Origin of the sequence: Pluralibacter gergoviae ATCC 33028 = NBRC 105706 (assembly GCF_001598855.1) — a bacterium.
Lineage (GTDB): Bacteria > Pseudomonadota > Gammaproteobacteria > Enterobacterales > Enterobacteriaceae > Pluralibacter > Pluralibacter gergoviae.
In genome coordinates this window covers 134,377-158,415 of record NZ_BCZS01000011.1, presented here as the reverse complement: position 1 = coordinate 158,415, position 24,039 = coordinate 134,377, and the positions used below count along the sequence as shown (strand labels likewise).

Below are 24,039 nucleotides of genomic sequence, written 5' to 3'. Positions count from 1 at the left end.
CTTTTTTTACATCCCTGCCCGCCTTTTTTGCGAAATCTTTGCACGGAAAAACCTACCTTTTGCGTATCTCATTACACACCGGGAGGTGGACTGTGACCGCAGGCGTAATAACCGGCATCGCGCTGGTGTTCCTGTTACTGGGCTATCTGGTTTATGCCCTGATCAATGCGGAGGCCTTCTGATGGCGGCCCAGGCATTTTTACTGATCGGCAGCTTTCTGCTGCTGCTGTTTATTGCCGCGCGACCGCTGGGCGGCGTGCTGGCGAAGATGATCGCCAATCAACCGCTGCCCGGCACCGCAGGCATCGAGCGCGGTCTGTGGCGGCTGCTCGGCGTCGGTCAGCAGGAGATGGGCTGGCGGCGCTATCTGCTGGCGATCCTCGCCCTCAACGCGGCGGGGATCGTCCTGCTGTTTGCCCTGCTGATGCTCCAGCACCTGCTGCCGCTCAACCCGCAGCGGCTGCCCGGCCTGTCGTGGGACCTGGCGCTCAATACCGCCATCAGCTTTGTCACCAATACCAACTGGCAGGCCTACGCCGGGGAGAGCACCCTCAGCTGTTTCAGCCAGATGGTCGGCCTGACGGTACAGAACTTTCTCTCTGCCGCCACCGGCATTGCGGTAGCCTTCGCGCTGATCCGCGGCTTCTGCCGCCGCGGCGCTGACACCCTCGGCAACGCGTGGGTGGATCTGGTGCGCGTTACCCTGTGGCTGCTGCTGCCGCTGGCGCTGATTATCGCCCTGGTGATGGTGCAGCAGGGCACCCTGCAGAACCTGCTTCCTTACCAGCACTTTATCTCCCTGGAAGGGGCAAAAGGCGTGCTGCCGATGGGCCCGGTCGCCTCACAGGAGGCTATCAAGATGCTCGGCACCAACGGCGGCGGCTTCTTTAACGCCAACTCCGCGCATCCGTTTGAAAACCCCACCGCGCTGACCAACTTCCTGCAGATGTTGGCCATTTTCCTGATCCCGGCGGCGCTGTGCTTCGCCTTCGGCGAGGCGGTGAAAGAGGCGCGCCAGGGGCGCACCCTGCTGTGGGCAATGTCGGTGATCTTCGTGGTCTGCGCGGCGGCGGTGATGTGGGCGGAGCTGCGCGGCAATCCGCACTTTCTGCAGCTGGGCGCCGACAGCAGCGCCAATATGGAGGGCAAAGAGAGCCGCTTTGGCATCCTCGCCAGCAGTCTGTTTGCGGTAGTGACTACCGCCGCCTCCTGCGGCGCGGTCAACGCCATGCACGACTCCTTCACCGCGCTGGGCGGCATGGTGCCGATGTGGCTGATGCAGATTGGCGAGGTGGTGTTCGGCGGCGTCGGCTCCGGGCTGTACGGCATGCTGCTGTTCGTCCTGCTGGCGGTGTTTATTGCCGGACTGATGGTCGGGCGCACCCCGGAGTATCTCGGTAAAAAGATCGACGTGCGCGAGATGAAAATGACCGCGCTGGCGATCCTCGTCACCCCGGCGCTGGTGCTTCTCGGCACCGCTCTGGCAATGATGACCGATGCCGGGCGCGCGGGGATCTTCAATCCCGGCATCCACGGCTTCAGCGAAGTGCTCTACGCCGTGTCGTCGGCGGCCAATAACAACGGCAGCGCCTTTGCCGGCCTCGGCGCCAGCACGCCGTTCTGGAACTGTCTGCTGGCGGTCTGCATGCTGCTGGGGCGCTTCGCGGTAATTGTCCCGGTGATGGCGATTGCCGGTTCGCTGGTGGTGAAAAAGCGCCAGCCCGCGGGGCCCGGCACCCTGCCGACCAGCGGACCGCTATTCGTCGGCCTGCTTATCGGCACCGTCCTGCTGGTGGGCGCCCTCACCTTTATTCCCGCCCTGGCGCTGGGGCCAGTCGCGGAGCACCTTTCTCTGCTTCAGGAGCAGCATTTATGAGTCGTCATCAATCGGCGCTTTTTGAGCCAGCCCTGGTGCGCCAGGCCCTGCTGGACGCGGTGAAAAAGCTCAGCCCGCAGGTGCAGTGGCGCAACCCGGTGATGTTTATCGTCTGGCTGGGCAGCGTGCTGACCACCTTGCTGGCCGCGGCGATGGCCGCCGGCCAGCTTTCCGGCAGCGCCGGCTTTACGGCGGCCATCAGCCTGTGGCTGTGGTTCACCGTGCTGTTCGCCAATGTCGCCGAAGCGCTGGCGGAGGGCCGCAGCAAGGCCCAGGCCAGCAGCCTGAAGGGCGTTAAAAAAACCGTCTTTGCCCGCAAGCTGCGCGCGCCGCAGCACGACGCCGCCGTCGATCGCGTCCCCAGCGAGGAACTGCGCAAGGACGATATTGTGCTGGTCGAGGCCGGAGACATTATCCCCTGCGACGGCGAAGTGATTGAGGGCGGCGCCTCGGTCGATGAGAGCGCCATTACCGGCGAGTCCGCGCCGGTGATCCGCGAATCGGGCGGCGACTTCGCCTCCGTCACCGGCGGTACCCGCATTCTCTCCGACTGGCTGGTCATTCGCTGCAGCGTCAATCCGGGCGAAACCTTCCTCGACCGGATGATTGCGATGGTGGAAGGCGCGCAGCGCCGCAAAACGCCCAACGAGATCGCGCTGACCATCCTGCTGGTGGCGCTGACCCTCGTCTTCCTGCTGGCCACCGCCACCCTCTGGCCCTTCTCGGCCTACGGCGGTACGCCGGTCAGCGTCACGGTGCTGGTCGCTCTGCTGGTGTGCCTGATCCCGACCACTATCGGCGGCCTGCTCTCCGCCATCGGCGTTGCCGGGATGAGCCGGATGCTGGGGGCCAACGTCATCGCCACCAGCGGACGCGCGGTGGAGGCGGCGGGCGACGTGGACGTGCTGCTGCTGGATAAAACCGGCACCATCACTCTCGGTAACCGCCAGGCGTCGGCCTTCCTGCCCGCCCCCGGCGTCGAGGAGCGGGCGCTGGCCGACGCCGCCCAGCTTGCCTCGCTGGCGGACGAAACGCCGGAGGGCCGCAGCATCGTGGTGCTGGCGAAGCAGCGCTTTAACCTGCGCGAGCGCGATCTGCAGGGGCTGCAGGCCACCTTCGTGCCCTTTACCGCCCAGACCCGCATGAGCGGCATCAACGTCCAGGCGAGGATGATCCGCAAGGGCTCGGCGGATGCCATTCGCCGCCACGTCGACGCCAACGGCGGCCGCTTTCCGCCGCAGGTGGATAAGCTGGTGGAAAGCGTCGCCCGGGAAGGCGGTACGCCGCTGGTGGTGGTTGACGGCAGCGCCGTGCTCGGCGTTATCGCCCTCAAGGATATCGTCAAGGGCGGCATTAAAGAGCGCTTCGCCCAGCTGCGCAAAATGGGCATCAAGACGGTGATGATCACCGGCGATAACCGCCTGACCGCCGCCGCCATTGCCGCCGAAGCGGGCGTGGATGACTTTCTCGCCGAGGCGACGCCGGAGGCCAAGCTGGCGCTGATTCGCCAGTACCAGAATGAGGGCCGGCTGGTAGCGATGACCGGCGACGGCACCAACGACGCCCCGGCGCTGGCGCAGGCGGACGTGGCGGTGGCGATGAACTCCGGCACCCAGGCCGCCAAAGAGGCGGGTAATATGGTGGATCTCGACTCCAACCCCACCAAACTGATTGAGGTGGTGCATATCGGCAAGCAGATGCTGATGACCCGCGGCTCGCTGACCACCTTCAGCATCGCCAACGACGTAGCGAAGTATTTCGCCATTATTCCGGCGGCCTTCGCGGCGACTTATCCGCAGCTCAACGCGCTGAACGTGATGCATCTGCACTCCCCGGCGTCGGCTATTCTCAGCGCGGTTATCTTCAACGCGCTGATCATCATTTTCCTGATCCCGCTGGCGCTGCGCGGCGTGAGCTACAGGCCGCTGTCGGCGGCGGCAATGCTGCGCCGCAATCTGTGGATCTACGGTCTCGGCGGCCTGCTGGTGCCCTTTATCGGCATCAAGCTTATCGACCTGATCCTGACTCTGTTGCGCCTGGTTTAAGAGGATATCCCCATGGCTATACTGCGCCCCGCCCTGTCTGTTTTACTGTTTCTGACCCTGATGACCGGCGGCGTTTACCCGCTGATCACCACCCTGGTTGCCCGCTCGGCGTTTCCGGACCAGGCGAACGGCTCTCTTATCATCAGCAGCGGCGAACTTCGCGGCTCCCGGCTGATCGGCCAGCAGTTTACCGCGGCCGGATATTTTCACGGCCGCCCTTCCGCTACCGCCGATAGCCCCTATAATCCACTGGCGTCAGGCGGCAGTAATCTGGCCGCCAGCAATCCGGCGCTGAATACGCTGCTGGCGGCGCGAATAGCCGACCTGCGAAAAGAGAACCCGCAGGCGCAGGGCGCCGTGCCGGTGGAGCTGATTACCGCCTCCGCCAGCGGGCTGGACTATGGCATTACGCCGCCGGCCGCGCGCTGGCAAATTCCGCGCGTGGCGGCGGCGCGCCATCTCAGCCCGCAGGCCGTGGCGGCGCTGGTGGCTAGCCACACCCAGACGCCGCTGGTCGGATTTATCGGCCAGCCGGTAGTGAATATTGTTGAGCTGAACCAGGCGCTGGACGGCCTGAAGCAACCCTAAGGACCGAGCATGACCGACGATCCCCTTCGTCCCGATCCCGATCGCCTGCTGGCCGACGCCGGACGCCGCCACCGGGGAAAACTGAAAGTCTTTTTCGGCGCCTGCGCGGGCGTCGGTAAGACCTACGCCATGCTCAGCGAGGCGCAGCGCCTGCGGGCGCAGGGGCTCGATATTGTGGTGGGCGTGGTGGAAACCCACGGCCGCCGGGAAACGGCGGCGCTGCTCGACGGCCTGGCGACGCTGCCGCCCCGGCGCCAGCATCACCGCGGGCGAAAGGTGACGGAGTTTGCCCTCGACGCCGCCCTCGCCCGCCGCCCGGCGCTGATCCTGATGGACGAGCTGGCGCACACCAACGCCGCCGGTTCGCGCCATCCCAAACGCTGGCAGGACGTGGAAGAGCTGCTGGAGGCGGGCATCGACGTTTTCACTACGGTTAACGTCCAGCATCTGGAAAGCCTCAACGATGTGGTGAGCGGCGTGACCGGCATTCGGGTGCGCGAAACCGTGCCCGATCCCTTCTTCGATGCCGCCGACGACGTGGTGCTGGTGGACCTGCCGGCGGACGATCTGCGCCAGCGCCTGCGCGAAGGGAAAGTCTATATCGGCGGCCAGGCCGAGCGCGCCATCGAACACTTTTTCCGCAAGGGCAACCTGATCGCCCTGCGCGAGCTGGCCCTGCGCCGCACCGCCGACCGGGTGGACTCGCAGATGCGCGACTGGCGCGACCGGCAGGGCGAAGAGAAGGTCTGGCACACCCGCGACGCCATCCTGCTCTGCGTCGGCCACGGCGGCGGCAGCGAGAAGCTGGTGCGCACCGCCGCCCGGCTGGCGGCAAAGCTCGGCAGCGCCTGGCACGCGGTCTATGTGGAAACGCCCGATCTGCACCGCCTGCCGGAGCACCAGCGGCGCAGCATTCTCGCCGCCCTGCGCCTCGCCCAGGAGCTGGGCGCGGAAACCGCGACCCTCGCCGATCCGCAGGAAGACAGGGCCATTCTGCGCTATGCCCGGGAGCACAACCTCGGCAAAATCATTATTGGCCGCCGCCCGCAGCGCGGGTGGCGGCGGGCCTCTTTTGCCGACCGGCTGGCGCGGCTGGGGCCGGATCTGGATTTGGTGATTGTCGCTCTCGAAGAGCGCCCGCCCTATCCCGGCCGCAGTAGCGATATGCGCCCCTGGCACGACCGCTGGCGCGCCCAGCTGCGCGGCTGCGGCGTCGCCCTCGCCCTGTGCGCCCTGATAACCCTCGTCGCCAGCCAGTTCCTCACCGCCTTCGATGCCGCCAACCTGGTGATGCTCTATCTGCTGGGGGTGGTGATTGTCGCCCTGCGCTACGGCCGCTGGCCGTCGGTGCTGGCGACGGTGGTTAACGTGGTCAGCTTCGATCTGTTCTTTATCGCCCCGCGCGGCACCCTCGCCGTCTCCGACGTGCAGTACGTGCTGACCTTCGGCGTGATGCTGACCGTGGGGCTAACGATCGGCAATCTGACGGCGGGCGTGCGCTACCAGGCGCGGGTGGCGCGCTACCGCGAGCAGCGCACCCGCCACCTGTATGAGATGTCAAAAGCGCTGGCGCGCGGGCGCAGCGCCCGGGATATCGCCGCCACCAGCGAAGCCTTTATCCAGTCGACGTTTCACGCCCGCAGCCTGCTGCTGCTGCCCGACGGCGAGGATCGGCTGGCGCCGCTGACCGAGGGCGCTGCGGTCGCCGGCTGGGATGAGGCGATCGCCCGCTGGAGCTTCGACAAAGGCCAGCCTGCGGGGGCCGGAACCGATACGCTGCCCGGCGTTCCCTGGCTCAGTCTGCCGCTGAAAACGGCGGAAAAAATCCACGGCGTGCTGATCGTCGAACCGGGCAACCGCCGCCAGCTAATGATCCCCGAGCAGCAGCGGCTGCTGGAGACCTGCACCCTGCTGGTGGCCAGCGCCCTGGAGCGCCTGGCGCTGACCAGCAGCGAAGAGCAGGCCCGGCTGGCGAGCGAGCGGGAGAGCGTGCGTAACGCCCTGCTGGCCGCCCTCTCCCACGATCTGCGCACGCCGCTGACCGTGCTGTTCGGCCAGGCCGAGATCCTCACCCTCGATCTGGCGGCGGCGGGTTCGCCGCACGCCGCCCAGGCCAGCGAAATTCGCCAGCACGTGCTCAATACCGCCCGGCTGGTGAATAACCTGCTGGATATGGCGCGGATCCAGTCCGGCGGCTTTAATTTACGCAAGGAGTGGCTGACCCTTGAAGAGGTGGTAGGCAGCGCTATCCGCACCCTCGAGCCGGGGCTCGGCGGGCGGCACATCGCCCTCAGCCTCGGCGATCCGCTGACCCTGATTCACGTTGACGGTCCGCTGTTTGAACGGGTCCTGATCAACCTGCTGGAAAACGCGGTCAAGTACGCCGGGCCCGACGCGCAGCTCGGCATTCGCGCCGCTGGCCAGCCTGAACAGCTGCGTATTGAAGTGTGGGACAGCGGTCCCGGCATTCCGGCTGGTCAGGAGCAGGCGATTTTTGCTAAATTTGCCCGGGGCCATAAAGAGTCCGCTATCCCCGGCGTGGGGCTGGGGCTGGCGATTTGCCAGGCGATTGTTGAGGTCCACGGCGGCACGCTGAGCGCCCATAACCGGCCCGCAGGCGGGGCCAGCTTTGTGGTCACCCTGCCGCCGGAGATCCCGCCGGCGCTGGACGACTTTACCGAGGACGCGTGATAAACGTACTGATAATTGAAGACGAGCAGGCGATTCGCCGCTTCCTGCGCAGCGCGCTGGAGGGGGACGGCCTGCGGGTGTTTGAGGCAGAAACGCTGCAGCGCGGACTGCTGGAGGCGGCCACCCGCAAGCCGGACCTGGTGATCCTCGATCTCGGCCTGCTGGACGGCGACGGCGTTGAGTTCATCCGCGATTTCCGCCAGTGGAGCCAGGTGCCGGTGATCGTGCTCTCCGCACGCGCGGAAGAAGCGGATAAAATTACCGCCCTCGACGCCGGGGCCGACGACTATCTCAGCAAGCCCTTCGGCATCGGCGAGCTGCAGGCCCGCCTGCGGGTCGCCCTGCGCCGCCGGGGCGGCAGTGAACAGAGTCAGCCGCAGTACAGCTTCTCCGGTATTGAGGTTGATATTGCCAGCCGCCGCATTTCGCGCGACGGGGAGGCGATCCACCTGACGCCTATCGAATTTCGCCTGCTGGCGGTGCTGCTTAATAATCATGGCAAGGTGCTCACCCAGCGCCAGCTGCTGAGCCAGGTGTGGGGCCCCAATGCGGTCGAACATAGTCACTATTTGCGCATATATATGGGACATCTTCGGCAGAAGCTGGAAATAGATCCGGCGCGCCCCCGGCATTTATTAACTGAAACCGGTATCGGTTATCGTTTTATGCTATGAATAATTATTCATTATTTATTTTATCGCCCTTTCTCTGCCCCACAATATGTATAAATTATAGCCTCTTGTTGCGCCATTAAATTTCAAAATAACACTCATTTAACATATCAAAAACATTCACTCAAATAATCCATAGCTATTGGAATATTTACATCAATTATTTATATTAGGCGCTACTTATCGGATCTGGATCACGTTTCATGATTTATCGCGCGTTAAAATAGCCTCGCTTTCAAAAATAAGTGATGAAGGTAAATATTATGGAAAATAACAGCCGAAGAATGCCTCATATCAGGCGAACAACGCATCTTATGATGTTCTCTCACCGCAACAGCTTTGATTTTCACTTCTTTAACGCCCGATAGTCTTTCTGACTACGGGTGCCTCAGCGTACAGGTCGTTCCTATACTTCATACAGGTTGTTACCTGTAGACTCGCGCACTCGTCTCTATAAATCCTGTTATTAATCAGTCACCGGGCTGAGCGGATTTATTACACCTGAAAAGTAATATCCTGATTTTATTATCAGCGACTGAGTATTGCTTTTTATCCGGAATAGTCAATTTCCCCTGATGGAAATTGAGGGCCTGCTATTACCTGAATTAAAGAGATGAAAAATGTCAGAATTAAAAATAGCCGTTAGCCGCAATTGTCCAAATTGCTTTATGACTCAGCGAAGCACGGTGCATACCGATGCCACGCAGTTTATTGATATCGCCGCTGCCGTCCTCTCAATTGAAGACGTAGAGTGCGGCAAGCTCGATGAAATAGACGCCACCGGCTACGACCTGCCGGTATTTATCGCCATTAATAAAGATCAGGTGGTGCCTGACCATTATCTGCCGCGCATTCAGGGCGTTTTCGAGCACGACGAAACCCGCAATGACTTTTACGGCCGCCAGCTTGAAGCCGCCGCTCACAAATATGAAACCCAGATGCGGCCGCCGTTTTTCAGCGCGCTGGTAGATTACGTGAATAAAGGCTACAGCGCCTTTGACTGCCCCGGCCACCAGGGCGGTGAATTCTTCCGCCGCCACCCGGCCGGCAACCAGTTTGTCGAATACTTCGGCGAGACGCTGTTCCGCTCCGACCTGTGCAACGCCGACGTGGCGATGGGCGATCTGCTGATCCACGAAGGCGCGCCGTGCAGCGCCCAGCAGCACGCGGCTAAAGTGTTTAACGCCGATAAAACCTACTTCGTGCTCAACGGCACTTCATCGTCAAACAAAGTGGTGCTCAACGCGCTGCTGACGCCGGGCGACCTGGTGCTGTTTGACCGCAATAACCACAAATCTAACCATCACGGCGCGCTGCTGATGGCGGGCGCGACGCCGGTCTATCTTGAAACTGCCCGTAACCCCTACGGCTTTATCGGCGGCATCGACGCCCACTGCTTTGAAGAACCCTACCTGCGTAAGCTCATCGCCGAGGCTGCGCCGCAGCGCGCCAACGAGGCGCGGCCGTTCCGCCTGGCGGTCATCCAGCTCGGCACCTATGACGGCACCATTTACAACGCCCGCCAGGTTGTCGATAAGATAGGCCACCTCTGCGACTACATCCTGTTCGACTCCGCCTGGGTCGGCTACGAGCAGTTTATTCCGATGATGGCCGACTGCTCGCCCCTGCTGCTTGAGCTGAACGAAAACGATCCGGGTATCCTGGTGACCCAGTCGGTGCATAAACAGCAGGCCGGTTTCTCTCAGACCTCGCAGATCCATAAAAAAGACCGTCATATCAAGGGCCAGAGCCGCTACGTGCCGCACAAGCGCCTCAACAACGCCTTTATGATGCACGCCTCCACCAGCCCGTTCTACCCGCTGTTCGCCGCGCTGGACGTCAATGCCAAAATGCACGAGGGCGCGGCGGGCCGCAATATGTGGATGTCCTGCGTCGAGAATACGATCGAGGCAAGAAAAATCATCCTCAACAACTGCCGCCACATTCGCCCGTTCGTGCCCGAGCAGGTTGACGGCAAACCGTGGCAGGCCTGGGAGACAAAAACGATTGCCCGCGACCTGCGCTTCTTCCACTTCGTGCCGGGCGAAAAATGGCACGGCTTCGAGGGCTACGCCGAGCATCAGTACTTCGTCGATCCCTGCAAGCTGCTGCTGACCACGCCGGGGATCAATGCCGCTACCGGCGAGTATGAGAAATTTGGCGTGCCGGCAACGATCCTCGCCAACTTCCTGCGCGAAAACGGCGTGGTGCCGGAAAAATGCGACCTCAACTCGATCCTGTTCCTGATGACCCCGGCGGAAGATATGGCAAAACTGCAGCAGCTGGTGGCCCTGCTGGTGCGTTTCGAAAAACTGCTGGAGGCCGATGCCCCGCTCAGCGACGTGCTGCCGTCGGTCTATCACCAGTATGAAGCGCGCTATGCCGGCTACACCCTGCGCCAGATCTGCCAGGAGATGCACGATATCTACGCCCGCCACAACGTGAAGCAGCTGCAGAAAGAGATGTTCCGCAAGGCGCACTTCCCGCGCGTGGCGATGAATCCGCAGGAGGCCAACTATGCCTATCTGCGCGGCCAGTGTGAACTTGTCGCCCTGCCGCAGGCCGAAGGCCGCATTGCGGCGGAAGGCGCCCTGCCTTACCCGCCGGGCGTGCTGTGCGTTGTCCCGGGTGAGATCTGGGGCGGCTCGGTGCTGCACTACTTCGCCGCACTTGAGGACAGCATCAACCAGCTGCCGGGGTTTGCGCCTGAACTGCAGGGGGTTTACCTCCAGGAGCACGACGGCCGTAAACAGGTCTGGTGCAACGTGATTAAACCGCAGGCCGCCGGACCGGCCTTACGCCATGAGGGAACACTATGAGCAAGTCATCCAACAAAATGGGCGTCGTCCAGCTCACCATTCTGACCATGGTCAATATGATGGGCTCGGGGATCATCATGCTGCCCACCAAACTCGCGGAGGTGGGGACAATCTCCATCATCTCCTGGCTGGTCACCGCCGTCGGTTCGATGGCGCTGGCGTGGGCCTTCGCCAAGTGCGGGATGTTCAGTAAGAAATCCGGCGGTATGGGCGGCTACGCGGAGTATGCCTTCGGCAAGTCCGGCAATTTTATGGCCAACTACACCTACGGCGTTTCGCTGCTGATCGCCAACGTCGCCATTGCCATCTCCGCAGTAGGCTACGGCACCGAACTGTTCGGCGCCGCGCTGAGTCCGGTGCAGATTGGTATCGCCACTATCGGCGTGCTGTGGCTGTGCACCATCGCCAACTTTGGCGGGGCGCGCATTACCGGTCAGATAAGCAGCGTCACCGTGTGGGGCGTGATTATTCCGGTCGTGGGCCTGTGCGTTATTGGCTGGTTCTGGTTCAGCCCGTCAATGTACGCCGCGTCCTGGAACCCGCACCACGTACCGTTCTTCAGCGCGGTGGGCTCCTCTATCGCCATGACGCTGTGGGCCTTCCTCGGTCTGGAGTCCGCCTGCGCCAATACCGACGTGGTGGAAAATCCGGAGCGTAACGTCCCCATCGCGGTGCTGGGCGGGACGCTGGGAGCGGCGGTTATTTACATCGTCTCCACCAACGTCATTGCCGGGATCGTACCGAACATGAATCTGGCGAACTCGACGGCGCCGTTTGGCCTCGCCTTCGCCCAGATGTTCACCCCGGCCGTCGGGAAAGTGATTATGGCCCTGATGGTGATGTCCTGCTGCGGCTCCCTGCTCGGCTGGCAGTTCACTATCGCCCAGGTGTTCAAGTCGTCGTCCGACGAGGGCTACTTCCCGAAAGTGTTCTCCCGGGTAAGCGGCTCCGGCGCGCCGATTCAGGGGATGCTGGTGATTGTGATTATCCAGACCGGATTGTCGCTGATGACCATTAGCCCGTCGCTGAACAGTCAGTTTAACGTACTGGTTAACCTGGCCGTGGTGACTAACATCATTCCGTACATTCTTTCGATGGCGGCGCTGGCGATTATCCAGCGTATGGCAAACGTGCCGCAGGGTAAAGCCCGCTCGGCAAACGTCGTGGCCTTTATCGGCGCGATGTACAGCTTCTACGCACTCTACTCCTCCGGGGAAGAGGCGATGCTCTACGGGGCTATCGTCACCTTCCTGGGCTGGACGCTGTACGGACTTATCTCCCCGCGTTTCGAATTGAAGAATAAACACAGTTAAGCACTGGCCCGGCGGCAGGCATACGCTGCCGGGCACTTTTACCGCAATGATTACACACTATTTTACCGACGGGTATGACACCGATGACGAGCTGGCATATCATCGTTAATATCTATCTGGCGCTGGCACTTATATGCGGCCTGATCACCTGGTTTCTCACCCGCGATAAAAAAAGCGTGCGTCTGCTGGCGAGCATATTTATCGGCCTGACCTGGCCGCTGAGCTTTCCTGTTGTGTTATTGTTCGCCATTTTTTAATAAAACGTTTCTGAGGAATATTATGCGGCATAAACATCTTGGCGTATTTATCATCACCTTCGCCTATTCCGAGGCCTTAAATGAGGTTCATGACAAGCTAACTCCTCTGCTGCTGCAGTATCATTTTGCTACCGTCGTTGCCGACGGGCACGGCGTCGCCAGGCCCCTGCCAAAGGATACCTGGGCTATCGCCAGCTTTATGTCACTCAGCGAACTCACGGTTTTTATTAAAAAAATAATCACTATCATCCCAAACTTTCAGCCCGAGATCCGGGTAATGACGCGCGATGACTATTTTTCCCAGGCTTTCTCCTCGCAGGCATAAATAATGTGCGGAAATAATCACACAGAGTGTATAAATTGAACGATAGCGATGTTGGTATAATCGCTTCTGACAGCTACTTTAAGAACAGGAAGGTTCGTAAAAGTAAGCAGTAAGTACTCGTCAAGCAACACAATGTCTTATTTTTCACCCTGCTGAACCTTTCATCGTCGCCACAATAATTTCTTAACGATGTGTGTTCGGATAATATGTATACCTGGATGTGAATTATATGTTAACCAACATGCGCAGTGGGCCAGCCACAATTGTGCTGGCCTTTGTTTTATGGGGTATTACCCCGCTGTTTTATCAGTACCTCTCCGGCGGCGATTTAGCGCAAATTCTGATCTACCGGGTAGTCTGGTCGCTCCCGCTGCTGCTGCTGGCGCGTCTGCTGCTGCGTCACAGAACGCCGATTCGCGATCTGTGGCGGGACCGGCGCTCGTTCTTCTGCTGCATGCTGGCCGGCCTGCTGATGATAATCTCCTGGTCGTCATTTATTTATGCCCTGACCCGCCACCAGGTGCTGGACGCCAGCCTCGGCTACTTCATTAACCCGCTGTTTGTTATTACGCTCGGCTGTCTTTTCCTGCGGGAAAGGCTGTCGGCCTTTCAGAAGGCGGCGGTCTTTTTAGGCGCCTGCGGGTTGGCCTTTCAGATCCTCTCTCTTGGCCACCTGCCGCTGCTGCCGCTGATGATGGGCTTCTCCTTCGCCCTGTACGGGCTGGTGCGCAAGTTTATCCGCTACGACGTACTGACCTCCATCACCCTGGAAACCCTGTGGGCCCTGCCGGTGGTGGCGATTATCTTTTGCGTCAGCGGCGCCGGGAGCAGCTTTTCGCCCGATGCGCCGCATCTGCTGTATATCCTGACGGCGCCGGTCACGGTCATTCCGCTGATCCTGTTTGCTATCGCCCTCAACAAAACGTCGCTGGTGGTCACCGGGCTGGCGCAGTATATCGAGCCGACCCTGCAGTTCGTGATTGCGATAGTGATTTTCGGCGAGCAGATTAACTACCCGGAACTTATCTGCTTCGGCGCGGTGTGGCTGGGGCTGATGCTCTGCGTGTCGGAGTCTTTCGTCGCTCACCGCCGCCTGCACAGCCACGCTTCGTAGGCTGCGGGCCACGCCGCTGTCGGCGTGCCCGGTCGGCCCATGCCGAAGCCGTGGCCGCCTGTGCGGTAGCGGTGCATTCCAACCGGGACGCCTTCGCGCCGGCAGGCGGCGGCGAGGATCAGCGTGTTTTGCGGATTTGAAACGGGGTCATCCTCCGCCTGCGCCAGAAACAGCGGCGGCGACTGCGGCGTCACGTAAGTCTGCAGCGACCAGCGCGCCTCCTCGCCCGCCGCGGGATGATTACCCACCAGCAGTTTGTGGGTGGACGTATGGTTATACGGCGCTTCCAGCGTCACCACCGGATAGATAAGCGCGGCGCCGTCCGCCGAGGCGGGCCTGCGGTCAAGCGCATCACGCGGCGGATAGCTGGCAAAATCGGGGCGCAGCGCCGCCATCCCCAGCAGATGTCCTCCTGCCGAAAAACCGAGAACGCTGACCTCCCCGTGGCGCTGGCGTACGACGCGCAGCGCGCGCTGGGCGTCCTGCAGGGCGACCAGATTGCCATCATGCCATCCTTCTCCCGGCAGGCGATAGCACAACACGTAAGGCGCATAGCCGCGCTGCGCCAGCCACTGCGCGGCGGGCCACGCCTCTTTCGCCATCGCTATGCGCTTATAGCCGCCCCCTGCGGCAATCAGCACCGCGCGGCCATTAGGCTTTACCGGCCGCAGCGCGCTCAGGGTCGGGACGGCTACGTGACTCACCGCGCCGCGCGCTGAGATGCTGCGTTCGCCCTTTGGGCCGCCGCCGCCGGGCGGCGTCCCTTCCCACAGCGGAATAATGGAGGTCGCGCTCCCGGCTGCCAGAGACTCAGAGAGGGCCGCTCTCAGACATAGCGCGGCGGCAAACGTCGTCAGAAACTGGCGACGATCCATGATTACCTCATTATTTAACGGTGTTATTTAAGGCGCGTATCAAACCGGAAAGGAATTCTCTTCACGCCGGCCATCATGTCGAAGAGTGCAGGATGCTGAGGATTGAGTAAACAGTTGTCTTCTACCGGTGAGAGCGCGCTGGGCACCCGCAGCGCCAGCGATACGCCGCTGGCTATCCACGCATCGCCGATCAGGGCCAGCTGGGCTGGCGCCTCTTCGCCGGACCAGGTTTCGGGCAGCCGCTGCCTGTCGAGGGTCTGGATCTGTTCGTCCGGGATCTCAATGCTGAGCAGCGTGAAGGCGTCCAGCAGCTGCGGGGCCTGGAGGTGCACCAGCGTCTCCAGCATCGTCAGCGACGCCATCTGCGACAGGTAGACCATCGCCGTGCCGACGCTGTTCCAGCGCCCTCCGGCTTCGCGGGCGCCCTGCCCCGACCAGGCGCTCATCAGATAGCGCGTCTTGGTCAGCCGGTAGAAGATCACGAGTAGACTCCGTGCTCCAGCCGGGTTATCAGGCGCATCACCTCCAGCGCGCCGGTTTCAGAGAAGACGACCTCTGCGGGCGCTTTCCAGCCCAGCGCGCGGTTTGGCTCGCTCATCCACTTCTGCGCGGCGCGCTTATCGCCTTCAAACAGATCTACCGCGCGCTCCAGCACGCGCACAATGCGCACCAGCCGCTCGCTCTGTTCGGCGGTAAAGCGGGCCTTAATGCTGCGGTTGAAAGTGGTATTGGGAATGCCGGACATCCTGCGCAGCTCCGCCGGGGTGATATCTGCCCACTCGGAGATGCGCCGTGCGACATCGCCCTCCAGGCCGAGGCTTATCTGCCCCATTAATTCAATACCGTCGCCGGTACCGAGGCCTACGGCGCGCCACGGGTCGTGAGATTTGTCGGCGGTAACGGTGGGTGAGTAGAGTTTCATGATATGCCCTCCCATTTGGTTTTTTTATTTTACCATATGGGATGAAATGAGCAATTATTCACCGGTCGGATCGCACATATTGTGCTGGCGAGCGTAGACAACTAATCTTAAATGCCTGTCCTCATCGATGGTAAGCGAGGTTTGTTCAAAAGGCACGGATACGCCGTCAATGACGAGCTTACGCACTCCGCTCTGTTCTCTTTCAATGTTGTACTGCCGCCACCACGTTTTAAATTCAGGCGAAATTTTTTCCAGTTCATTAACGAGTTCAACGATATCAGCTTCTTGTACGGCGCGAGCAAAATCGCGACGAAAGCTCGACAACATCAAAGGAGCCTGCTCGTTCCAGCTATCCAGGCGCTGATAGAGTGTCGGATCAGTAAACAGCATTCTCAACAAGTTTCGCCGCCCGGGGCTCTGAGAGCTAAAACCAAAAAGCGCATCCGCAGAGGCATTAAACCCCAATATGTCCCAGCGTAAGTTAAGGACAAAAGCAGGATGCGGGAGATCGTGCATCAGACGTCTGATAATCGGCGGGAGGACGCACCAGGTTTTACCCGGCTCTGCCGGTGGTCGCTCATGTGCCAGTAGAAAAAGGTGCCTTCTTTCAGCGGCATCAAGTTTTAACACGCGTGCCAGATTGTCGAGAAAGTCTGCCGAAACGCCAATATCGCGCCCCTGCTCCAGCCAGGTATACCAGGTCAACCCCACGCCAGCGAGGGCCGCGATCTCTTCTCTTCTGAGTCCCGGAGTGCGCCGCCGACGCCCTGACGGCAGACCCACGTCGGCAGGCGAGAGCTGCTCGCGGTGCTGCCTTAAGAAATCAGCCAGATCGGTACGGGTTCTTTTCAAAGTGCGCATTCACTACCTCATTACTTCTGGTAATAGAATAAATGGTTAAATTGTAACCCTTTAATAAAAATTTGAGAATGATTCTCTCTTTTACAATGGGCAAGCAAAATGAATGCAAAAGTAAGTTCCACCTCACAGCTGAACGACGCGATAAGCCCTCCTCCATGGATCGGATTAGGCGTTCTGCTACTGGCCGGTTTCGTAACTATTTTCGATCTCTTTGTTGTAAATATTGCCATCCCTTCGATACAGAGAGATCTGCACGTAAATATGGCTCAAATAGGTTTTATCATCGCTGGCTATGAACTCGCCTTCGGCACGTTTTTAATTACCGGTGGTCGGCTTGGCGATATATTTGGTCGCCGCAGGCTCTTCATCGTAGGCATGGCAGGGTTTACCCTTGCATCGGTGCTTTGTGGTCAGGCGCAAGGTGCCGCTTTTATTATCGGTGCGCGGGTACTGCAGGGTATGGCAGCGGCCCTGCTTTTCCCACAGGTTTACGCGTCAATTCGCGCTACCTTCAGCGCCGTGCGCGCCCGCCGCGCCTTTGCTCTGCTAGGGATGACGCTCGGACTGGCGGCTATAGCAGGTCAGGTGCTGGGCGGTTGGCTGGTCTCAGCCGATCTGTTTAGCCTTGGCTGGAGAAATATCTTTTTCGTCAATATTCCTGTTGGAATATTTGCCATCTTTACTGCACGCTATATTCCCGAATCCCGCATGCCTGAACATACCGAACTGGACTGGGCTGGAGTGATGCTGATCAGCACCGGATTAGCTCTACTGCTTGTTTCGATTATTGAAGGCCCTTTAAGAGGCTGGCCCGCATGGTGCTGGTGGTCACTAGGTAGCGCAGCTCTGCTGCTCACGCTGTTTTATCGACAACAAGAATATCGTCGCAAAGCTGGCGGAATACCAATGGTAGATATGCAGTTATTGACGCAGCGGCGCTTTACCCTGAGCGCAATATTAGTGCTGCTCATTTACTCAACATCCAGTTCGTTCTTTCTCTGTTTCGCCCTGCTGGCGCAAAACGGATTGGATTTGGATCCTTTTACTGCCGGTAGTATTTTTGCCCCTTGCAGCATCGGTTTTATTCTGGCATCGCTCGCGTCACCTCGAATGACGGCCCGCTGGGGCACGATGGCTATCGCGTTTGGTGCGCATATATACGCTCTTTCTACGGCTTTGCTGATTGCTCAGGTCTGGCTTACGGGTTCCACGCTGCTACCTGTTCACCTTATCCCGATACTGATTGCAGTTGGCGCGGGCCAGGGACTTATTATGACCCCGCTACTGAACGTTGTTCTTGGATTTGTTGAAAGGGAACAGGCAGGTATGGCGTCTGGCGTGATCTCGACGCTTCAACAGATCGGTGCCGCACTCGGCGTGGCAATTGTAGGCGGGTTGTTCGGTTCAGTTTTAAGAGAAGGAAAGACGCTTACGCTTGCCGAACAGTACAGCTCGGCTTTCGTTACGGGAATGCTCTATAACCTCTTATCATGCATAGTTATTTGTGGGCTATTATTTGTTCTTGCTAAACATTATGGCGATCATAATTAGTTTTTAGCTATAACAACATCGTGCTGACGGTGAGAATAATTAAGGCGCCTTTCGGCGCCTCTTGTGCATCATGCGTTCTTCAGCACTTCGCTGACGATGTCCACCGCCTCTTTCTCAATCTGCTTGCGGTGCGCTTCGCCGAGGAAGCTTTCGCAGTAGATCTTATAGGCGTCTTCGGTGCCGGACGGACGGGCGGCGAACCAGCCGTTGTCGGTCATCACCTTCAGGCCGCCGATAGCGGCGCCGTTGCCCGGCGCTGCGGTCAGGCGGGCGGTGATCGGGTCACCGGCCAGGGTGCTGGCGCTGACCATTTCCGGCGACAGCTTAGAGAGCGCCGCTTTCTGCGCGGAAGTGGCGGATGCCTGGATACGGTTGTAGCTCGGCGCGCCGAAGCGTTCAGCCAGTTCGTCGTAGTGCTGCTGCGGGTTCTTGCCGGTCACGGCGGTAATTTCAGCCGCCAGCAGGCACATGATGATGCCGTCTTTGTCGGTAGACCACGGCGTGCCGTCGAAGCGCAGGAAGGAGGCGCCCGCGCTCTCTTCGCCGCCGAAGCCGAAGCTGCCGTCGAACAGACCGTCAACGAACCACTTGAAGCCGACCGGGACTTCCACCAGCTTGCGGCCCAGATCATTCACCACGCGGTCAATCATCGCCGAGGAGACCAGGGTCTTGCCGACGGCCACGTCTTTGCCCCACTGCGGGCGGTGCTGGAACAGATAGTTGATAGCCACGGCCAGATAGTGGTTCGGGTTCATCAGCCCTGCCGGGGTCACGATACCGTGACGGTCATAGTCCGGGTCGTTGGCGAAGGCCAGGTCGAACTTGTCGCGCAGCGCCAGCAGACCCGCCATCGCGCACTCGGAGGAGCAGTCCATGCGGATCGCGCCATCTTTGTCGAGGTGCATAAAGCGGAAGGTCTGATCGACGTGGTCGTTAACGATAGTCAGGTCGAGCTTGTAGAACTCAGCGATACGCTTCCAGTATTCGATGCCGGAGCCGCCGAGCGGATCGACGCCGAGCTTGAGGCCCGCTTTCTGAATCGCTTTGATATCGACGATATCCGCCAGCCCTTCGATAAACGGCTGGATCAGATCCTGCTCTTTAATGTGCCCGGAAGCCCAGGCCTCATCGAGGGTCATGCGCTTGACGCCCTTCAGGCCGTCGGCCAGCAGCGCGTTGGCGCGATCTTCCACCACTTTGGTGACGTTGGTGTCCGCCGGGCCGCCGTTAGGCGGATTGTATTTGATACCGCCGTCGTCCGGCGGGTTATGGGACGGCGTAATAACGATACCGTCGGCCTGCGCCCCGCCCTGCTTATTGTGGACCAGGATAGCGTTGGAAATGGCCGGCGTCGGCGTGTAGCCGTTGTTTTCCTGCACGATCACGTCAACGCCGTTGGCCGCCAGCACTTCCAGCACCGAAATAATTGCCGGTTCGGACAGCGCGTGGGTATCTTTACCCACATAGCAGGGACCGGTAACGCCGTTTTTCGCACGCTCTTCGGCGATGGCCTGGGCAATCGCCAGAATGTGCGGCTCGTTAAAGCTGTGGCGCGCCGCGCTGCCGCGGTGCCCGGAGGTGCCGAACTTAACGGCATGTTCGGCATTACCGACTTCCGGTTTGAGGACGTAGTACTGCGACGTCAGCTGGGCGACGTTAATCAAATCACTCTGCTGCGCGGGCTGACCCGCACGTGGATGAGTTGCCATTGCCTGGTCCTTCTTATGCAAGGGTTAATTAAAGAGTGCCGCAAACCTTCTCAATCAGTTCCGCCGGGAACTGCATCGACTGCATGATGTGCTCGATCATGCTGCATTTACGGCCGGTATTGGTGTTGGTGATGACCCAGTAAGGCGTCTCTGGCACCTGCTTCGGCTTGGTCTGGTTGCCGTTTTTCAACAGCGTCGCTTCGCTGGAGGCGAAGTAAACGCGGGTGCGGCCGTGCAGCGACTCGGTGGCCTCGGCAAATGCCTTATTGTCCAGGGCGTAAAGTGTCGTCAGGATCAGCAGGAAGCGGTTAACGGCTTTTTTCTGTTCGGCGTACTCATCGGAGAGCAGCAGCTCGCGCATGGCGCGGACGTTGTCTTTTGGCGAAGCCGCTTTTTTAACCGGCAGCGCGGCCGCGGCCGGAACCTGGGCGGGCGCCTCTTTGGCGACGGGCGCTGCGGCCTGGGAGGCGGCGGAAAACTTCAGCATGCGCCGCAAAATATCGGATGCACTCTCACCAATGCGCTGGGTGTGGCTGGCAATATAGCGATAGAGTTCGTCATCAACTTCGATCGTTTTCATCTTAATCCGGTGCGATTTTTTTCTGAATATAAGTCGTTGGGATTATAGGTTCAAAACCCAACAGCGGATAGCGTCAAACCTGAGTGGCCGCAATTTCAGGACAATTTCCCATAGTTGCAACCGGGCGGCAGAATGGTCAACATGATACCCTAACACGACGACGCTAAATAAGAACTTTGCCATGAAATTAAACAGCCGAGCGCAATCTGCACAGAACCTGCACAATAATTCCCCCATCCTCCTCGTTCACGGCCTTTTTGGCAGTCTCGACAACCTCGGGATCCTGGCCAGAGACTTGGTTCAGGACCACGATATTCTGCAAGTCGATATGCGTAACCACGGCCTGTCGCCGCGCGCGCCGGAGATGAACTATCCGGCCATGGCGCAGGATCTGCTGGATACCCTCGACGCCAGCGGCATCGATAAAATCATTCTCATCGGGCATTCGATGGGCGGCAAAGCGGTGATGGCCTTTACCGCCCTCGCCCCCGAGCGCGTTGAGAAGCTGGTCGCCATTGACATTGCGCCGGTGGATTATCCGGTGCGCCGCCACGATGAGATCTTTGCCGCCGTCAACGCCGTGACTAAGGCGGGCTGCGCCAGCCGTCACCAGGCCGCCGAGGTGATGCGCCAGCATCTCAAAGAAGAGAGCGTGATCCAGTTCCTGCTCAAATCCTTTGTCGACGGCGAATGGCGCTTCAACGTCCCGGTGCTGTGGGATCAGTATCCGCATATCGTCGGCTGGGAAACGATCCCGGCGTGGGACCATCCGGCGCTGTTTATTCCCGGCGGCAACTCACCGTACGTTAAGGAATCCTACCGCGACGATCTGCTGGCCCAGTTCCCCCAGGCGCGCGCCCACGTTATCGCCGGCGCCGGGCACTGGGTTCACGCCGAAAAACCCGATGCCGTGCTGCGCGCCATCCGCCGCTATCTGCAGGAGTGATTAAAATCCGAGCGACCGCACGCCATCAGGCTTCGCAGCGTTGGCCCCTGCCCGCTCCCTGATGTATGATGGCGCGCTATCGCCGCCGGACCGGTTGTCCGGCGCTTTGTTTCCCCGAAGTCACTCTTAATCATGGCAAAAGAACAAACGGACCGAACAACGCTGGATTTGTTCGCAAACGAGCGTCGTCCGGGAAGACCGAAAACCAATCCGCTTTCGCGTGACGAACAGCTGCGCATCAACAAGCGCAACCAGCTGAAGCGCGACAAAGTGAAGGGCTTCAAGCGCGTGGAGCTGAAGCTCAACGCCGATGCGGTCGATGCGCTTAACGAACTCGCGCAAGCGCGGGACATCAGCCGCAGCGAGCTCATCGAAGAGATTTTGATGAGCCAGCTTGCCGCGCTGCGCAGCCAGCAAATCGGCTGAAAATCCGCCAAAAAAACCCTTTTCATGTAGCAGAGAGTGCAGTCCTGGCCGATAGCGGTTCCCGCCCCCGGCAGCTCCTGCTATTATTGAGCCTATCTATGGGCGCTATTCCGCCGTCATTTCATTTCGTATCAAGAGGTTATTTTACTCATGGCAATCACAGGCATTTTTTTCGGCAGCGATACCGGCAACACCGAAAATATCGCAAAGATGATTCAGAAGCAGCTTGGTAAAGACGTCGCCGAAGTGCATGACATTGCCAAAAGCAGCAAAGAAGATCTGGAAGCCTTCGATATTCTGCTGCTCGGTATCCCGACCTGGTACTACGGTGAAGCGCAGTGTGACTGGGACGACTTCTTCCCGACGCTGGAAGAGGTAGACTTCAACGGCAAGCTGGTGGCCCTGTTTGGCTGCGGCGACCAGGAAGACTATGCCGAATACTTCTGCGATGCGCTGGGCACCATCCGCGACATCATTGAACCGCGTGGAGCAACCATTGTCGGCCACTGGCCGACCGCCGGTTATCACTTCGAGGCGTCTAAAGGTCTGGCAGACGACGATCACTTCGTGGGTCTGGCCATCGATGAAGACCGCCAGCCGGAGCTGACCGCCGAGCGCGTAGAGAAGTGGGTAAAACAGATCTCTGAAGAGCTGCACCTGGAAGAGATCATCAACGCCTGATAACCGACTGGCGCAGCCGCCGCTGCGCCATCCAGGCGATGAATGGCGAAAAGATTGATAGATAAAAGCAATCAAAATAATCGCTACAAATTTTTAACTTTTGGACACATGCCTGTACAATGTCCACTGATTTAGCGGGGTTCGCTGCACATCCGGCACGTGAGCTCCGTTTTGAAACACATACTTTGCTCAGGGGATACTGTTTTCATTTAGCACCACCAGTTCTATAATGAGACGCATTATCCTTAATTTATTCTTAGTCATACTTCCCACTTCGGAAGTGTACCGCTTAGTAACAGGACTGATTCCGCATGACTGACAACAATACCGCATTAAAGAAGGCAGGCCTGAAAGTGACGCTTCCGCGTTTAAAAATACTGGAAGTGCTTCAGGAGCCGGATAACCACCACGTCAGTGCGGAAGATCTCTACAAACGCCTTATCGATATGGGTGAAGAGATTGGCCTGGCTACCGTGTATCGCGTGCTGAACCAGTTTGACGATGCCGGGATTGTCACCCGCCACAACTTTGAAGGCGGCAAATCGGTATTTGAACTGACCCAGCAGCATCACCACGATCACCTGATCTGCCTCGACTGCGGCAAAGTGATTGAGTTCAGCGACGACTCTATCGAAGCGCGCCAGCGCGAAATCGCCGCCGAGCACGGTATTCGCCTGACCAACCACAGCCTCTATCTCTACGGCCACTGCACCGAAGGCGACTGCCGCGAAGACGAGCACGCCCACGACAGCAAAAAGTCAGAGAAATAAGCGCAATTCTGTAAACAGAAACCAACCCGGCGGTTGGTTTTTTTATATCCCGGTGCCGGTATGGAATTACGTCAGCTTCGCTACTTCGCGCGCATTGTCGAGACCGGAAGCATGGGCCATGCCGCCGCCGATTTAGATATCGGCGTCTCGGCGCTCAGCCAGCAGATGACCCGGCTTGAAAACGAGCTGTCCATTCGCCTTCTGCAAAGAACCTCGCGTGGCGTCGTGCCCACCAGCGCCGGGCTGGCATTCTACTCTCAGGCGCAGCTTGCCATCCGCCACGCCGATGATGCCATCCTTGCGGCCCGCGAAGCGCGCCTCAGCGGGCACGTCAGCGTCGGCATGCCGCCGAGTACCGCGTCCGTACTCGGGATCCCCTTTATCTCGGCGATGCAGCAAAATTATGCCGACGTGCGGCTGCATCTTGTGGAGAGCCTCTCCGGCAACCTGGCGCGGATGATCGCGACGCGTCAGCTGGATCTGGCCGTGGTTTTTCAGCAGGAGAAAAAGCCGCGCTGGAGCGCAAGCCCCATCCTGGAAGAACGCCTGTTCATCATAGGCACTCCGGCACTGCTGGCGAATGTCGCCGAAGAGACTATCGCCCCTGCGCAGCTGGCCGATATTCCGCTCATCATGCCCAGCGCCGGTCACGGCCTGAGGAGCAGGCTGGAGGCTATCTGTCAGGAGCACAGCATGGCGGTGAATATCGTGGCGGAAATCGATGGCCTGACGCTGCTAATGAACGCCGTCCGGGCCGGACTCGGCGCAACGCTGCAGCCCGGTGCCGCGATTTCCCACCTAAGCGATACTCCCCTGAGAGTGATCGGCGTCCACAATCCGATACTCAGCCGCCCCAATTTTTTAGTCAGCCTTAATGATAGCGAACTCACCCCCGCAGCCCTTGCCGCGCGCGTCCTCCTGAGTAAAACCATGCGTCAGCTGGTTCACGCAGGCGCCTGGCCAGGCGCCACGCTTTACGGAAACTAAAGCCCCCTTTAGCGATGGGTCATCGCATCCAC

24 protein-coding genes are annotated in these 24,039 nt (G+C 59.6%); 18 read left to right on the top strand and 6 right to left on the bottom strand.

Annotated features, from left to right (window positions below; genetic code table 11):
* The first annotated feature begins 92 nt into the window (after positions 1-92).
* From kdpF to rarD, 12 genes are all read left to right on the top strand, one after another.
* A complete protein-coding gene (gene kdpF, locus ENGE1_RS28030; RefSeq protein WP_071198741.1) occupies positions 93-182 on the top strand; it encodes a K(+)-transporting ATPase subunit F in 90 nt (29 codons plus the stop codon).
* Complete coding sequence (gene kdpA / locus ENGE1_RS13260) at positions 182-1,876, top strand: potassium-transporting ATPase subunit KdpA (protein WP_048253044.1); 1,695 nt, start codon at positions 182-184, stop codon at positions 1,874-1,876. Before kdpF ends, kdpA begins: the two co-directional genes overlap by 1 nt.
* Positions 1,873-3,921, top strand: coding sequence for a potassium-transporting ATPase subunit KdpB (gene kdpB / locus ENGE1_RS13255; RefSeq protein WP_048273003.1), 2,049 nt, complete (start codon positions 1,873-1,875; stop codon positions 3,919-3,921). Before kdpA ends, kdpB begins: the two co-directional genes overlap by 4 nt.
* 12 nt (positions 3,922-3,933) lie before the next feature.
* Positions 3,934-4,509, top strand: coding sequence for a potassium-transporting ATPase subunit KdpC (gene kdpC / locus ENGE1_RS13250; protein ID WP_048253042.1), 576 nt, complete (start codon positions 3,934-3,936; stop codon positions 4,507-4,509).
* Between the two features lie 9 nt (positions 4,510-4,518).
* Positions 4,519-7,200, top strand: coding sequence for a two-component system sensor histidine kinase KdpD (gene kdpD, locus ENGE1_RS13245; protein ID WP_048253041.1), 2,682 nt, complete (start codon positions 4,519-4,521; stop codon positions 7,198-7,200).
* Positions 7,197-7,874: a two-component system response regulator KdpE gene (gene kdpE, locus ENGE1_RS13240; protein ID WP_064360632.1), complete on the top strand. Its 678-nt coding sequence runs from the start codon at positions 7,197-7,199 to the stop codon at positions 7,872-7,874. The genes kdpD and kdpE overlap by 4 nt, the downstream gene beginning before the upstream one ends.
* A 260-nt stretch (positions 7,875-8,134) precedes the next feature.
* Complete coding sequence (speFL, locus tag ENGE1_RS28450) at positions 8,135-8,239, top strand: leader peptide SpeFL (protein WP_106912822.1); 105 nt, start codon at positions 8,135-8,137, stop codon at positions 8,237-8,239.
* A gap of 252 nt (positions 8,240-8,491) precedes the next feature.
* A complete protein-coding gene (gene speF / locus ENGE1_RS13235) occupies positions 8,492-10,690 on the top strand; it encodes an ornithine decarboxylase SpeF (protein WP_048253040.1) in 2,199 nt (732 codons plus the stop codon).
* Positions 10,687-12,003 (top strand): putrescine-ornithine antiporter, encoded by a 1,317-nt coding sequence (potE, locus tag ENGE1_RS13230; RefSeq protein ID WP_048253039.1) that lies wholly within the window; start codon positions 10,687-10,689, stop codon positions 12,001-12,003. The genes speF and potE overlap by 4 nt, the downstream gene beginning before the upstream one ends.
* A gap of 83 nt (positions 12,004-12,086) precedes the next feature.
* Positions 12,087-12,260 carry a GhoT/OrtT family toxin gene (locus ENGE1_RS26955; protein WP_071883418.1) on the top strand — a complete coding sequence of 58 codons (174 nt, stop codon included), beginning with the start codon at positions 12,087-12,089 and terminating at the stop codon, positions 12,258-12,260.
* Between the two features lie 22 nt (positions 12,261-12,282).
* The gene (gene ghoS, locus ENGE1_RS13225) at positions 12,283-12,585 is read left to right on the top strand and encodes a type V toxin-antitoxin system endoribonuclease antitoxin GhoS (RefSeq protein WP_043085200.1); all 303 of its coding nucleotides are present in this window, start codon (positions 12,283-12,285) and stop codon (positions 12,583-12,585) included.
* A 229-nt stretch (positions 12,586-12,814) separates the two neighbouring features.
* Positions 12,815-13,699: an EamA family transporter RarD gene (rarD, locus tag ENGE1_RS13220; protein ID WP_043085201.1), complete on the top strand. Its 885-nt coding sequence runs from the start codon at positions 12,815-12,817 to the stop codon at positions 13,697-13,699.
* Here rarD and ENGE1_RS13215 read toward each other — a convergent pair.
* Genes ENGE1_RS13215 through ENGE1_RS13200 form a run of 4 tightly spaced genes read right to left on the bottom strand, consistent with a single transcriptional unit; the run spans position 13,669 to position 16,357 of the window.
* Complete coding sequence (locus tag ENGE1_RS13215; RefSeq protein ID WP_048253038.1) at positions 13,669-14,574, bottom strand: alpha/beta hydrolase; 906 nt, start codon at positions 14,572-14,574, stop codon at positions 13,669-13,671. The genes rarD and ENGE1_RS13215 overlap by 31 nt on opposite strands.
* 23 nt (positions 14,575-14,597) lie before the next feature.
* Positions 14,598-15,056, bottom strand: a complete 459-nt coding sequence (locus ENGE1_RS13210; protein WP_048253037.1) for an RES family NAD+ phosphorylase — start codon at positions 15,054-15,056, stop codon at positions 14,598-14,600.
* A complete protein-coding gene (gene parS, locus ENGE1_RS13205) occupies positions 15,053-15,496 on the bottom strand; it encodes a type II RES/Xre toxin-antitoxin system antitoxin (RefSeq protein ID WP_045288665.1) in 444 nt (147 codons plus the stop codon). Before parS ends, ENGE1_RS13210 begins: the two co-directional genes overlap by 4 nt.
* Before the next feature lie 54 nt (positions 15,497-15,550).
* Positions 15,551-16,357, bottom strand: a complete 807-nt coding sequence (locus ENGE1_RS13200; RefSeq protein WP_048253036.1) for a helix-turn-helix transcriptional regulator — start codon at positions 16,355-16,357, stop codon at positions 15,551-15,553.
* 99 nt (positions 16,358-16,456) lie between these two features.
* On the opposite strand from ENGE1_RS13200, the gene ENGE1_RS13195 reads away from it, so the two are divergent.
* Entirely contained in the window at positions 16,457-17,908 is a 1,452-nt protein-coding gene (locus tag ENGE1_RS13195; RefSeq protein WP_048253035.1) for an MFS transporter, read from the top strand.
* A gap of 68 nt (positions 17,909-17,976) precedes the next feature.
* Here ENGE1_RS13195 and pgm read toward each other — a convergent pair whose 3' ends face one another.
* Positions 17,977-19,617, bottom strand: coding sequence for a phosphoglucomutase (alpha-D-glucose-1,6-bisphosphate-dependent) (pgm, locus tag ENGE1_RS13190; RefSeq protein ID WP_043085209.1), 1,641 nt, complete (start codon positions 19,615-19,617; stop codon positions 17,977-17,979).
* A gap of 28 nt (positions 19,618-19,645) precedes the next feature.
* Positions 19,646-20,197, bottom strand: coding sequence for a replication initiation negative regulator SeqA (seqA, locus tag ENGE1_RS13185; protein WP_043085211.1), 552 nt, complete (start codon positions 20,195-20,197; stop codon positions 19,646-19,648).
* A gap of 181 nt (positions 20,198-20,378) precedes the next feature.
* Between seqA and ybfF the strand changes: the two genes are divergently transcribed.
* The 5 genes from ybfF (at position 20,379) to tcuR (ending at position 24,007) form a co-directional block, all read left to right on the top strand.
* The gene (gene ybfF, locus ENGE1_RS13180; RefSeq protein WP_048253034.1) at positions 20,379-21,143 is read left to right on the top strand and encodes an esterase; all 765 of its coding nucleotides are present in this window, start codon (positions 20,379-20,381) and stop codon (positions 21,141-21,143) included.
* A gap of 132 nt (positions 21,144-21,275) precedes the next feature.
* Complete coding sequence (ybfE, locus tag ENGE1_RS13175; protein ID WP_048253033.1) at positions 21,276-21,569, top strand: LexA regulated protein; 294 nt, start codon at positions 21,276-21,278, stop codon at positions 21,567-21,569.
* A gap of 150 nt (positions 21,570-21,719) precedes the next feature.
* Positions 21,720-22,250 (top strand): flavodoxin FldA, encoded by a 531-nt coding sequence (gene fldA, locus ENGE1_RS13170; protein WP_043085215.1) that lies wholly within the window; start codon positions 21,720-21,722, stop codon positions 22,248-22,250.
* Between the two features lie 311 nt (positions 22,251-22,561).
* Positions 22,562-23,020 carry a ferric iron uptake transcriptional regulator gene (fur, locus tag ENGE1_RS13165; RefSeq protein ID WP_043085216.1) on the top strand — a complete coding sequence of 153 codons (459 nt, stop codon included), beginning with the start codon at positions 22,562-22,564 and terminating at the stop codon, positions 23,018-23,020.
* A 60-nt stretch (positions 23,021-23,080) separates the two neighbouring features.
* Complete coding sequence (gene tcuR, locus ENGE1_RS13160; protein ID WP_048253032.1) at positions 23,081-24,007, top strand: tricarballylate utilization LysR family transcriptional regulator TcuR; 927 nt, start codon at positions 23,081-23,083, stop codon at positions 24,005-24,007.
* Positions 24,008-24,039 lie beyond the last annotated feature (32 nt).